Source organism: Bradyrhizobium sp. SZCCHNRI3052, from assembly GCF_032484895.1.
Taxonomy (GTDB): Bacteria; Pseudomonadota; Alphaproteobacteria; order Rhizobiales; family Xanthobacteraceae; genus Bradyrhizobium.
The window spans coordinates 179,695-192,810 of the sequence record NZ_JAUETW010000011.1; the positions used below are offsets into that span (position 1 = coordinate 179,695).

A 13,116-nucleotide genomic window follows, 5' to 3' on the forward strand; every position below is an offset into this window, starting at 1 on the left:
ATGCCCTTTGCGGTCTTTGTCGCGGCACAAGCACCGCGGCACCTCGACAGTCAGACCGCCCGGCTGTGCAGCTGCTTCGACGCGTCGAGATGCGCATCGAACGCCGCAGCGACGCTGCGCACCAGGAACCGGGAATGCTCGCTCACCGCGAGCGTACCGCCGTTGAGCTCCACCACACCGTCGGAGATCAGCGATTGCAGCCGCGGCGCCGATCTCAGCATGTCGTCGGCGTCCGTGCCATGGCGGGTGCAGATGACGTCGAGATCCACGCCGTAGTCGCACATGATGCGCTCGATGATGTCCGCCCGCAGGCGGTCGTCATCGGTCAGTCCATAGCCTTTCACGGTCGCGAGGCTGCCGGACGCGATCTTCTGCTCATAGGCCCGGACCTGCGGCGCGTTCTGGACATAGCCTTGCGGCAGCTGTCCGATCGCCGAGGCGCCGAAGCCGAGCAGCAGATCATTGGTATCGGTCGTGTAGCCCTGGAAATTACGATGCAGCCGGCCTTCGCGGAACGCGATGGTCATCGGGTCCGTGGGCAAGGCGAAATGATCGAGCCCGATCTGGACGTAGCCTGCGTCCTTCAGCGCGTCAGCGATCGCGCACGCCTGATCGTAGCGTTCCAGACTGTCCGGCAACGCCGAGTCCTGAATCTTGCGCTGGTGCGTCTTGAACGATGGCACATGAGCGTAGCCGAACACGGAGAGCCGGTCGGGGCGCAGGTCGATGGCGCGCCGGACGGTGTCGAGACAGGACTCGACGCTCTGATGCGGCAGTCCGTAGATCAGGTCGAAGTTGATGCCGGCAACACCGGCCTGACGCAACCCGTTCGTGGCCGCCGCAGTCTGCTCGAAGCTCTGCACGCGGTTGATGGCCTGCTGCACCCGCGGATCGAAACTCTGCACGCCCAGGCTGGCGCGATTGACCCCGCTCACCCCCAGCGCCGCGATCATCTCCGCCGTCAGCGTGCGCGGATCAATCTCGATGGCGATCTCCGCCGATGGCAACACGAAAAAGGAATGGCGCAGCGATCCGACGAGATCGACGAAGGACTCCGGCGCCATGATGGTCGGCGTGCCGCCGCCGAAATGAATGTGCCCGACCTGCAGCCGTCGGCCGATCTGGCGCGCCACCATGTCGACCTCGCAACGTAGTGCCGATTCGTAGACCGCAATCGGCTCGTCGCGTTTGGCGACCATGGTGTTGCAGCCGCAATACCAGCACATCGAGCGACAGAAGGGCACGTGAAGGTACAACGATGCCGTCGCGCTTGCTGGTATCGCGCGCAGCCATTCTGCGTAGGTGGACGGGCCGACCGCGGTGGAGAAATGAGGCGCCGTGGGATAGCTGGTGTAGCGCGGGAGGCGCTCCTGTCCGTAGCATGCTGCAAGATCTGGTCTCATGTCCTGCCTGTCACCTGAGCGTGTCGACCTGGGGTTCGGAGGTTCTTGACACAAGGCAAGGGGGACGACCTTGAGCTTTCTCAAGGCGCGGCCGGCAGATGCCCTGTTGAAGCAGTAGAACGCCGGTGATCACCGCGGACTTTGCGCTTCCTCAAAGTGGCGGGCTCATTTCCCGTCATCATTGATTCACCGACGATTCGAGGAAACCGCAATGGAAGCTGTGCAACTGCTGATCCGTTCATTTGCTGTCCTCGCTGGCATCCGCGGCCATATCCCCCAGTCCGACGGCTTCGAATCGTTCCGCGACGAGTCGGGGCCCGCAGGCCTGCTCGGCAACATCGCCATGTTCATGACCACGGTGTTCTGCATCGCGGCGGCAGTGGCCTTCATCGTGTTGCTGGCGGTGCGCTGGCTGAGCTGACGAGTTCGGGAGCCCATCGTCGATCGGTCCAGAGCTGTGCTCGGAAGCGCGCATCATAGCGCCCGCGATTCTCGTGCCGTATGGGCAAACGGACAGATCCCATCTTATCGCGTCGTCGCGCGGGACAGTCCGCCCCGCTTTGCTCCGCACCCTGTCCGGCCTCCCAAGAAACTGCGCGCCGATGCAACTCATTCGCGTGCTGCGCGGGCGCAGCCGCGCCAAATTCGCTCAAAATCCGCCGCCTGATTCCGCAATTGCGAAGTTGCTTGTTGCAGCACAAACAAGCCGAGTTCCAACGGGAGCATGGTGATTGCGGCACTACAACAGATCCAATGAAGGAGCGATCCATGTTGACCCGCCGCACCGCCATGTTCAGTGCAGCCATCGCCGCGATGATGCTTGCGGCCCCCGCGATGGCCGAGGACCTCAAGCTGCCGCGCCAGAAGGTCGATCTGGTGGCTCCGCCGTTCGTGCATGCGCACGAGCAGGCGACGAAGCAGGGGCCCAAGATCATGGAGTTCAAGCTCGTGGTCCAGGAAAAGAAGATGGTGATCGACGAGAAGGGCACCACCTTCCAGGCCATGACGTTCAACGGCTCGATGCCAGGCCCGCTGATGGTGGTCCATGAGGGCGACTATGTCGAGGTGACCCTGGTCAATCCCGCGACCAACAGCATGCCGCATAACATCGACTTCCACTCCGCGACCGGAGCGCTGGGCGGCGGCGCGCTGACCCTGGTCAATCCGGGCGAGCAGGTCGTGCTACGCTGGAAGGCGACGCGGACCGGCGTGTTCGTCTATCACTGCGCCCCCGGCGGACCGATGATCCCCTGGCATGTCGTCTCCGGCATGAACGGCGCCGTGATGGTGCTGCCGCGCGACGGTCTCAATGACGGCCGCGGACACGCGCTGCGCTACGATCGCATCTACTACATCGGCGAGCAGGACCTCTACGTCCCGCGCGACGAGAAGGGAAACTTCAAGTCCTACGACTCGCCCGGCGAAGCCTATAGCGACACCGAGGAGGTCATGCGCAAGCTCACGCCGACCCATGTGGTGTTCAACGGCAAGGCCGGCGCGCTCACCGGAAAGAATGCGCTCACGGCCAATGTCGGCGAGAACGTTCTGATCGTGCACTCGCAGGCGAACCGCGACAGTCGTCCGCATCTGATCGGCGGTCACGGCGACTATGTCTGGGAGACCGGCAAATTTTCCAACGCGCCGGAGACCGGGCTCGAGACCTGGTTCATCCGCGGCGGCTCGGCGGGCGCCGCGCTCTACAAATTCCTGCAGCCCGGCATCTACGCCTACGTCACCCACAACCTGATCGAGGCGGCCAATCTCGGCGCGACGGCCCATTTCAAGGTCGAAGGCAAGTGGAATGACGACCTGATGATGCAGGTCAAAGCCCCGGCGGAGATTCCGACCGGCACGACGAACTGATCGGCCCTGGGGGCCGGCGTATCCGGCCCCCACTCTCCTGAGTGTGCTGCCATGCTGCTCGCTTTCAAGCTCAAGCTCACCATCGCCTGCGTCGTCGGATTGGCTGGCCCGACCGCAATGGCACCGATCCTTGCCGATCTGCCAAACCGCGCTGCGGACCTCGACGGCCCCGCCCTCACCGAGATCGCACCTGGTACGATCAGCTACCGCGACTCCGGTGACCATCTCCGCGGCGGGCGGCAGGCCGAAGCGCCCATCACGACGGTCCGCTTTGATCATCCGCTGACGATCATGACGAACCAGGTCAGTGCCGCGGACTACCACGCCTGCGTCGAAGCGCATGCGTGCCGCGCGCTCGATCGCAACGTTCCCATCGCCAGCGATCGCCCGGCCGTGCAGGTGAGTTGGCATGACGCGGTGGCCTACGCCGAATGGCTCTCACACCGGACCGGCCATAGCTATCGTCTGCCGACCGATACCGAGTGGGCCTATGCGGCGGGCAGCCGCTTCAAGGACGATGGCGTCTCGATCGACGACGCCGATCCCTCGCGACGCTGGATTGCCCGCTACGAACGGGAAGCCGCGCTGCAAGAGGACTCCGAGACGCGCGGCTTCGGCAGCTTCGGCATCAACGAGCACGGCATTGCCGACCTCGCGGGCAATGTCTGGGAGTGGACCTCGACCTGCTTCACACGCAAGATGCAGGATAGCGCAGGTCGCGTCACCAAGACCGTCAGCAATTGCGGCGTGCGGCTGGCCGAAGGCGCGCATCGAGCCTACGTGACCGACTTCATCCGCGACGCGCGCGCCGGCGGCTGCGCCTCCGGCACGCCACCTGCCAATCTCGGCTTCCGGCTGGTCCGCGAACAGCCCTCATGGGGCCGCAGCATGACGCAGCGTCTCAGCCGGCTGCTCGGCGCCATTCGCGCCTGACGCGGCGTGCTCAGCGTTAAGCACGCTCGACAGCAACCGACGCCGGTGCCGGATCGGCGGTGCCCTGACACTGGCACAAATGACAGTCACGCAAAATCAACTTTCGATTGCGGGATGTAAGCTACAAACGTTAGAAATTTCCGTTGAGAGACGCGATGAGCGGACCAGGAGGCGAGTGTGAATTCTCGACATCCGCCGGTCTTCTTCACGTCCGACCTGCACGGTTACGGAATTGGTAACACCAGCTGGTTCGACGACGATTCGCCCCGCGCACTGGCTGGACGCTGCCTCATCGACGCGCTCGAATATCTGCGGACGTCGCCCAAATTCGCCGCCAAGGACTGGCACGTGGTGAATGCGGGCGCGGCGCGTCTCGTGCACCAATGTCTCACGGACGGCGCGCTGGCGCGCAAGGATATTCTCGATCGTGTGGCTCCCGCCATCGAACAGGTTTGCGCACGGATCGTCGCGAGCCGCCAATATCGCATTCCGTTCTATGGCGACGACTTCTGGGACTGGGCCAGTGTGGTCGACGGTTTGTGCGAGGTGCAGCAGGTTTCGGTGACGGCGGGCCAGGTGGCAAGACGCGAGCTCGACCAGTTTCGCAGGACCGTCCACATCCGCATCCCGAGCGGTCTCTCGGTCGGGGACCCCGAGCACGAATGGTTCGGACCGGCGATCGCAACACGCGCCTATCGTCTGCTGGATTCCCGCGCATCGGGAATAGATCCCGACCTGCGCAACGAGTTGCAGGCGCAATCGCTCGAACGCATCGAGCGCGGCAGGTATCGCGGGAGGCAGGTGACCCCGTGGCAACTGAGCTGGCACTACGGTCAGGTCGTCGGCGAATTTCAGCGTGCCGCCAGCGAGCAGGCCGCCGAGCTGGCTGATTTTGCCTGGCTCGCCGTTCCACTCGAACTTGGCAAGCGCGCCCAGGTTCTCGCGCGCATCCTGCAAGGAGCCTACGCCGTCAAGGACCGCAGAACCGTCCTGCAGGCATTGGAGGAGCTCTACTGTTGCGAGACACCCGGCCGCCCGCTCGGCCAGGGCGTGATCGGCGCCGGCATCGAGGCCTCTCTGGACGTGCTCGAAGCGCTGTGGCAGCAGCTCGATGGTCGGGAGAAGGCCAGCATCAACGCGATGCTCGACGCGCTGCGATTTCTCCATGCCAAAGCCAACACGATCGGTTTCGTGGTCGAAACGCCGGAGGATATCGAAGCCCTGGTCCAGGCCATGGGCGCGGGCACACTGATTGAACAGCGCAACGCGGCGCGCGCCATCATCAGGCATTCCTGCTTCCATGCGGTCGTGTGCCTCGGGCGATCGATGGCCGAGGTGGCGAGCGCGGCCGCAGTGGCGATCGAAGAGCATGGGGCGCAGTGGCTGATCATGCCGGGACGGGCCGAAGCACTGGGCCCGAATCTCCCGCACGCGGCCCGCGGCCCGCGATTCGTCGGCGCCGGCCCCGGTGATCTCGTCATCGCCACCGCGGTCGCGCCATTCCGGATTCAGATCAAGCTGCGCGACGCGCTCAGCATTGCCGAGCCGCCCTTGGTCGATGACAGCGGAATGATCATTCCGGCCGATCCCGAGCTTTGCCGCCTCGCGCACGAGGCCGCGGATGGCATGCTGGATGACATCGGCGTGTTCTTCGAAGGAATGACGGTGACGTGCGATGGCGACGGCACGAATGCCGAGATCTCGGCAGCGTTTCCAGGCGCGCTTGCGACGGATAACATGGCCTATGCGATGGGGCTGATCTGCCTCAGCCGCAGTGTGCCGTGTCTCATCATTCAGGGGCTGGCGGAGACCGCGCAGTCCACTGCTGCGAGCCCGCCGCGGCGAGCGGCATGCCGGCTCGCCGTCAAGGTCGCGGAGATGCTGTGCCGGCGCTGGTAGCCGCGCCCTCAGGCATTCTTGAGCGCGACCCGGAACTCGGCTTCGGTCTTGGCCTTGACCTCGTCGAGCGTCACGCCGTCGGCGAGCTCGATCAGGGCCATGCCGTCATTGCCGTGCTTGTCGATCGTGAACACCGCCAGATCGGTCACCACCATGTCCACCACGCGCTCGCCGGTCAGCGGCAAGGTGCACTGCTTGAGCAGCTTCGGGCCATCCTTGGCGCTGTGCTCCATGACCACGACCACGCGCTTGACGCCGGCGACGAGATCCATCGCGCCGCCCATGCCCTTCACCATCTTGCCGGGGATCATCCAGTTGGCGAGATCGCCGTTCTGGGCGACCTGCATGGCGCCGAGGATCGACAGGTCGATGTGGCCGCCGCGGACCATGGCGAAGGATTCGGCTGACGAGAAATAGCTGGTGATCGGCAGCTCGGTAACGGTCTGCTTGCCGGCATTGATGAGGTCGGGATCCTCCTCGCCCTCATAGGGGAACGGACCCATGCCGAGCATGCCGTTCTCGCTCTGCAGCGCGACGTCGACGCCCGGCGGAATGAAGTTGGAGACCAGCGTCGGAATGCCGATGCCGAGATTGACGTAGTAGCCGTCCCGCAGCTCCTTGGCGGCGCGCGCCGCCATCTGCTCTCGCGTCCAGGCCATCAGACTTCCTCCCCGGCTGCGGCGGCGGCTTCACGTTTGCGCACGGTGCGCTGCTCGATGCGCTTGAGCGCAGTTCCGACCTGGATGATGCGCTTCACGAAGATGCCCGGCGTATGAATGTGGTCGGGATCGATCTGGCCGGCCGGCAGCAGATGCTCAACCTCCGCGACCGTCACCTTGGCCGCAGTGGCCATCATCGGATTGAAGTTGCGCGCGGTCTTGCGGTAGACGAGGTTGCCGGCAGTGTCGCCCTTCCAGGCGTGCACGATCGCCAGATCGGCAAACAGACCGCGCTCCATCAGATATTTCTCGCCGTCGAACTCCCGCACCTCCTTGCCCTCCGCGACCAGCGTGCCGACGCCGGTCTTGGTGAAGAAGGCCGGGATGCCGGCGCCGCCGGCGCGGATGCGCTCGGCCAGGGTGCCCTGCGGGCAGAATTCGAGCTCCAGCTCGCCGGCCAGATATTGCTGGGCAAACAGCTTGTTCTCGCCGACATAGGACGAGATCATCTTCTTGATCTGCCGCGTCTCCAGCAGCCGGCTCAGGCCGATGCCGTCCACCCCGGCATTGTTGGAGATGACGGTGAGGTCCTTCACCCCGGACTCGCGAATGGCGTCGGACAGGGTTTCTGCGATGCCACAAAGACCAAACCCACCCGACATGATGGTCATGCCGTCCTTGAGGAGGCCGGCAAGGGCGGATTTGGCGTCCGGATAGACCTTGTTCATACGGGAATGACCTGATGGAGAGCGGCGACCGCGCGGATATCGACCGGATTATTAGGCGAAATCTTCGCAATGCGTCAATGATGCCTTCCCAACGCGCACATCCTGCTTTAGCTGTCGCACCAGCCTGCGCCTCCGTGGCGATCCGGAGTCCGGAATATCAGGGCTCCGCCGCAATCCGGCCACACCGGCGGCGTGGCCTTGAAAGCGTCAAGAAAGCGCATCAAGTTGTTGATGTTGGCAGGGGTTTTCGGCGCACCCTGCCCATCCCGCGTAACCAGCGATCCGACGATCCCAGGACATGTCCGTGACCATGGCCCAAGGAATGAGGCGCCTCGGCACACCGATCGCGGTGCTGCTGGGCATCGCGTTCGTGGCCCTGCTCGCGAGCTCCTGGCTGGTCAATCGCGAGGCACTGCGGCAGGCGGTGGAGAGCCAGATCCGCGCGGTGACCGGCCTCGAGCTCGTCGTCAAGGGACATATCGACGTCTCCTTGTTTCCGGGCAGCTATGTCTCGTTCCACGATGTCGGCCTGAAGGGCAGCGGCACCGAGGATCCGGCCCTGCGCGTCGACGTGCTGACCGCCAATCTGCAGTTGTTGCCGCTGCTGCTGCAGCGGTTCGAAATCGCCGATGTCATGATGCTGCGGCCGCAGATCAACGTCACCCGCGAGGCCGACGGCAACAGCAACTGGACTCCCTTCATCGAGACCATCGCGCGCACGATGCGTCCGGGGCCCGACAGCCAGATGTCGTTCTCTGAGATCCGCATTCAGGACGGCATCCTGGTCTACGAGGACACCGACCACCACGCTTCCGAGCGGCTCGACGATATCGACCTGTCGCTCGCCTGGCCGTCGATCTCGCGCTCGTTCGCGGCGACCGGGCAGTTCGATTGGCGCGGCCAGCGCATCGAGGGCTCCATCAGCGTCAGCGACTTCCTGGCTGCGCTGTCGGGGGACCGGTCCGGCTTGAAGATGCGGCTCGCCAGCGCGCCGCTGAAAGTCGCCTTCGACGGCACGGTCGCGAACCGCACCAGCGCGCTGATGGAAGGCATGCTGACGGTGGATAGCCCTTCGCTCCGCGATGCGCTGCGCTGGACGGGGCAGACGCCGCTCGGCGGCGGCGGCTTCGGGCGCTTCGCCTTGCGCGCCCGTGCCAACGTGGTCGGCGCCTCGATCGCCCTCACCAATGTCAACGTCGAACTCGACGGCAACACCGCCGAAGGCGTGATGACCTACGCCAATAACGGCCGGCAGACGCTGCAGGCGACGCTGGCGGCCGACGCGCTCGACTTCACCCCCTACATCTCGACGGTCCGGCTGCTGGCCAATGGGGCCCGCGACTGGAATCGGCAACTCTTCGACCTCAAGGCCTTGTCCACCACTGACCTCGACATGCGGCTATCGGCCGCAAAGGTCACGGTCGGCTCCTCGAAAATCGGACGCACGGCCTTCGGCGCCAACCTGCGCAACGGCGTGCTCGCCCTCTCGGTCGGCGAGGCTCAGATGTATGGCGGCATCGTGCGCGGCTCGTTCGGAATCGCCCGTGCCGACACCGTGGCCGACGTGAAGGCTGAGCTGCAATTCAACGATGTCGATCTGCAGGCCTGCGCGAACGAGATGTTCGGCGTGTCGTCGCTGTCGGGACGCGGCAATCTCAACGTCTCGCTGACGGCTTCGGGCTCGAGCCCGTTCGGGCTCGCCCAGTCGCTCGACGGCAGCGCCAACCTGCAGGGCCGCGATGGCGCGATCTCCGGCTTCAACGTCGAGCAGCTCCTGAAGCGCCTCGAGCGCAGCCCGCTGTCGCGCGGCGGCAATTTCCGCTCCGGTTCGACGCCTTACGATTCGCTGACGATCGCGGTCAAGTTCTCCGAGGGTATCGCGACCGCAGAGGACATCCGCGTCGAGAGCCCGACCGCGCGCATCACGATGACCGGTACGGCCTCGGTGCCGACACGGGAATACGATTTCAAGGGCGTCGCGAGCCTGCTGTCGTCCGGCAACGGCAGCAACGGCTTCGAACTGCCTTTCGTCGTCCAGGGCCCCTGGGAAGATCCACTGATCTTTCCCGATCCGGAAAGCCTGATCCGCCGCGCTCCGGCCGCCGCCCCTCTGCTCGATGCGGTCAAGGACCGCAAGACGAGGGATGCGGTGCGCTCGGTGTTGGAACGATTCACCGGCGGCGGATTGCGCCCGGCGCAGCCAGACACTGCGCCGCAGGCTGACGCCCCGACGGGCGACCCTCCCACGAAGCAGAACTGACCGACGCGGCTTGCTTCGCGTGCCGATACGCGGCCGCCGTCACGACCTATGTCTGATATATTACTTCTGGATCACGTCGGGTCCCTGGGCTAGTGTCCGGCCGCAACCGATCAAGCAAGATCGGCGGATCAGGGAGAGACACGTGAAATCCAGGGGAATGGGTGCGCTTTCGATCGCAGTCGCAGCCGCCGGGCTTTTTTGCGCTGCAGCACCAGCCATCGCTCAGGACACCATCACGATCTGGTGGAGCAAGGGCTTCTACAAGTCCGAGGACGATGCGCTGCTCAACGTCGTCAAGAAGTTCGAGGCCAAGACCGGCATCAAGGTCGAGCTGTCGCAATACGCGATCCAGGACATGATTCCGAAGACGGTCGCCGCGCTCGATTCGGGCACCGTACCCGACGTGGCCTACGCCGACACCTACGACGTTCAGGCCCAGGGCAAGTGGGCCTACGAAGGCAAGCTCGAGGATCTCACCGACATCCTGGAGCCGATGAAGTCGGCGTTCGCTCCGAACACGCTCGAGACCGCCTACCTCTACAACAACGTCACCAAGAAGAAGGCCTATTACGGCTTCCCGCTGAAGCAGCAGAGCATGCACGTCCAGATCTGGGGCGACCTGCTGAGCAAGGCCGGCTTCAAGCAGAGCGACATCCCCACCAAGTGGGAAGACTACTGGACGTTCTGGTGCGACAAGGTGCAGCCGGCGGTCCGCAAGGCCACCGGCCAGCGCATGTATGGCGTCGGTCAGCCGATGGGCGTGGAATCCACCGACTCGTTCCAGTCGTTCTACACCTTCATGGACGCCTACAACGTCAAGCTGGTCGACGACGACGGCAAGCTGCTGGTCGACGACCCCAAGGTGCGCGACGGCCTCGTCAAGGCGATGAAGGATTATACCGACACCTACATCAAGGGCTGCACGCCGCCCTCGTCCACGACCTGGAAGGATCCGGACAACAACGTCGCGTTCCACAACAAGACGATCGTGATGACCCACAATTTCACGATCTCGATCGCGGCCAAGTGGTTCGAGGACTCCACCAACCCGGCGCTGACGCCCGAGCAGCGCGCGGCTGGCAAGAAGGCCTATGAGGAGGACATCATCACCGCGTCCTTCCCCAACAAGCCGGACGGCACGCCGATCAAGTACCGCTCCGACGTCAAGACCGGACTGATCTTCGCCAATGCTCCTCACAAGGCGCAGGCCAAGGAATTCATCAAGTTCCTGATGCAGGAGGAGAACCTCGGCCCCTACATCGAGGGCGCGCTGGGCCGCTGGTTCCCGGTGACGACCGCAGGCCAGAAGAGCCCGTTCTGGCAGGCCGACCGCCATCGCAAGGCCGTTTACACCCAGTTCACCGGCGGCACGACGCCGTTCGACTTCACCAAGAACTACAAGTTCACGATCCTCAACAATGAGAACGTCTGGGCCAAGGCGATGAACCGCGTGGTCAGCGAGAAGGTGCCGGTCGAGAAGGCCGTCGACGAGCTGATCGCGCGGCTGAAGGAGGTCGCCGGCTAGTCTCTCGCCTCGCGAGGCACTAGCTCGATATCCTGACAACGACAACAGATCCCGGCCGCAGCGCATGCGGCCGGGATGGCTTATAGGCGGGAAGAGACGACCCGGGAAAAACGACCATGGCGATCACGCTCTCAGCTTCCGATTCCGCAATCGCGGAGGCGCCGCGCCCGGTGCTGCTGACACCGTCACAGGTGTGGGGCATCGTCATGCTTGCCCCCTATCTGCTCGTCTTCCTCGCCTTCGTCGTCTATCCCGTCGGCTACGGCCTGTGGCTCGCCCGGGAGCCGGCCAGCTACGTCGCGCTGTATAACGACCCCATCTTCGCGCGCGCCGCCGTCAACACGCTGATCTTCCTTGTGGTCGGCATCAATCTGAAGATGGTGATCGCGCTGTTCCTGTCCGGCTTCTTCATTCAGCAGCGCGGCTGGATCAAATGGCTGTCGGTCATCTTCATCCTGCCCTGGGCGGTGCCTTCGATCCCGACCATCCTTTCGGTGCGCTTCATGCTCAATCCCGAATGGGGCGTCGTGAACCAGCTGATCTTCAAGTTCACCGGCGAAGACGGCCCGAACTGGCTGAACGACCCGACGGTCGCGCTGTCGATGGCGATCGGCATGCACATCTGGAAATCGCTGCCGTTCTGGACCCTGATCCTGATGACCGGGCGGCTGGCGATCTCGCAGGACCTGTTCGAGGCCGCCGAGGTCGACGGCGCCACCTGGTGGCAGAAGTTCCGCTTCATCACCTGGCCGTCGATGCAGACGCTCTACATCACCTGCACGCTGCTCTCGATGATCTGGACGCTCGGCGACTTCAACAGCGTGTATCTCCTGACCGGCGGCGGTCCGGCCGATCTCACCCACGTGCTGGCGACGCTCGGCATCCGCTATCTCCGGCTCGATCAGCTCAGCCTCGCGATGGCCTCGATCGTCTGCGCGATGCCGCTGGTGCTCCCCCTGGTCTATTTCATGATGAAGCGGTTGTCGCGATGAAGCTCCCCACCCTGCGCGAAGTCGGCACCGAGGCCCGGCTGCTGCTGATCGGCATCCCCGTCTTCATCTGGACGATGATCCCGATCTACCACATGTTCCTGTTCGCGATCTCGCCGAAGGAGGACGCGTTCTCGGGCAAGCTGTGGCCGGACCATCCGACGCTGCACAATTTCTCGATCGTGTTCCACCAGCAGCATTACTTCCTGCGCGATTTCTGGATCCAGTTCGGCAACTCCGTCATCATTGCCGCCGCCGTCGGCGCGCTGACCCTGGTGATCGCGACTTGCGCGGCTTACGCCATCTCGCGCCTGCGCGTGCCCGGCAGCCGGGTGGTGATGAACCTCGCGCTGTTCACCTATTTCATCCCGGCGGCGTTCCTCGCGGTGCCGATGTATCGCACCATGGGCAAATACGGCCTGCTCAACAACGACTGGTCGCTGATCCTGGCGATGGTGACGATTGCCTCGCCCTACGCGATCTGGGTGCTGAAACAGGCCTCCGACAAGCTGCCGGTCGAGCTGGACGAGGCCGCCGTCATGGATGGCGCCAGCCCGCTGCAGATATTCCGCCTCGTCTATGTGCCGCTGATGATGCCCTCGCTGGTCGCGATCGGAACCTATGCGGTGCTGCTGGCCTGGAACGAGTACCTCTACGCGTTCCTGCTGCTGTCGAACGACAAGGATATCACGCTGCCCGTGGCGCTCGGCAACTTCCTGGCCGCCGACGATTCGCCGTGGGAGCTTCTGATGACCACCGGCTTCATCTACGCGCTGCCGCCCGCGGCGGTCTATTATGCCTTCAAGCGCTACATGGTGGGCGGCCTGACCGCCGGCGCCGTGAAGTCGTGACGGAGC

At 64.3% G+C, this 13,116-nt stretch carries 11 protein-coding genes; 8 read left to right on the plus strand and 3 right to left on the minus strand.

The window, feature by feature from the left end:
- Nucleotides 1-50: 50 nt before the first annotated feature.
- Complete coding sequence (hemN, locus tag QW887_RS26305; protein WP_316195335.1) at nt 51-1,403, minus strand: oxygen-independent coproporphyrinogen III oxidase; 1,353 nt, start codon at nt 1,401-1,403, stop codon at nt 51-53.
- A 211-nt stretch (nt 1,404-1,614) separates the two neighbouring features.
- Here hemN and QW887_RS26310 point away from each other — a divergent pair, with 211 nt between their 5' ends.
- From QW887_RS26310 to QW887_RS26325, 4 genes are all read left to right on the plus strand, one after another.
- Nucleotides 1,615-1,824 carry a hypothetical protein gene (locus tag QW887_RS26310; RefSeq protein WP_316195337.1) on the plus strand — a complete coding sequence of 70 codons (210 nt, stop codon included), beginning with the start codon at nt 1,615-1,617 and terminating at the stop codon, nt 1,822-1,824.
- A gap of 347 nt (nt 1,825-2,171) precedes the next feature.
- Complete coding sequence (gene nirK, locus QW887_RS26315; RefSeq protein WP_316195338.1) at nt 2,172-3,266, plus strand: copper-containing nitrite reductase; 1,095 nt, start codon at nt 2,172-2,174, stop codon at nt 3,264-3,266.
- A 51-nt stretch (nt 3,267-3,317) separates the two neighbouring features.
- A complete protein-coding gene (locus tag QW887_RS26320) occupies nt 3,318-4,199 on the plus strand; it encodes a formylglycine-generating enzyme family protein (RefSeq protein WP_316195339.1) in 882 nt (293 codons plus the stop codon).
- Between the two features lie 177 nt (nt 4,200-4,376).
- Entirely contained in the window at nt 4,377-6,098 is a 1,722-nt protein-coding gene (locus QW887_RS26325) for a hypothetical protein (protein ID WP_316195341.1), read from the plus strand.
- Between the two features lie 8 nt (nt 6,099-6,106).
- Here QW887_RS26325 and QW887_RS26330 read toward each other — a convergent pair whose 3' ends face one another.
- Both QW887_RS26330 and QW887_RS26335 read right to left on the minus strand, forming a co-directional pair.
- Nucleotides 6,107-6,757, minus strand: a complete 651-nt coding sequence (locus QW887_RS26330) for a 3-oxoacid CoA-transferase subunit B (RefSeq protein ID WP_315717539.1) — start codon at nt 6,755-6,757, stop codon at nt 6,107-6,109.
- A complete protein-coding gene (locus tag QW887_RS26335) occupies nt 6,757-7,485 on the minus strand; it encodes a CoA transferase subunit A (RefSeq protein WP_315717540.1) in 729 nt (242 codons plus the stop codon). The genes QW887_RS26330 and QW887_RS26335 overlap by 1 nt, the downstream gene beginning before the upstream one ends.
- Before the next feature lie 310 nt (nt 7,486-7,795).
- Between QW887_RS26335 and QW887_RS26340 the strand changes: the two genes are divergently transcribed.
- The 4 genes from QW887_RS26340 (at nt 7,796) to QW887_RS26355 (ending at nt 13,110) form a co-directional block, all read left to right on the plus strand.
- Complete coding sequence (locus tag QW887_RS26340) at nt 7,796-9,745, plus strand: AsmA family protein (protein ID WP_315769536.1); 1,950 nt, start codon at nt 7,796-7,798, stop codon at nt 9,743-9,745.
- A 142-nt stretch (nt 9,746-9,887) separates the two neighbouring features.
- Complete coding sequence (locus tag QW887_RS26345; RefSeq protein WP_315717541.1) at nt 9,888-11,270, plus strand: ABC transporter substrate-binding protein; 1,383 nt, start codon at nt 9,888-9,890, stop codon at nt 11,268-11,270.
- A 116-nt stretch (nt 11,271-11,386) separates the two neighbouring features.
- A complete protein-coding gene (locus QW887_RS26350) occupies nt 11,387-12,262 on the plus strand; it encodes a sugar ABC transporter permease (protein WP_315717542.1) in 876 nt (291 codons plus the stop codon).
- Nucleotides 12,259-13,110: a carbohydrate ABC transporter permease gene (locus QW887_RS26355; protein ID WP_315717543.1), complete on the plus strand. Its 852-nt coding sequence runs from the start codon at nt 12,259-12,261 to the stop codon at nt 13,108-13,110. The genes QW887_RS26350 and QW887_RS26355 overlap by 4 nt, the downstream gene beginning before the upstream one ends.
- The last annotated feature ends 6 nt before the right edge of the window (nt 13,111-13,116 follow it).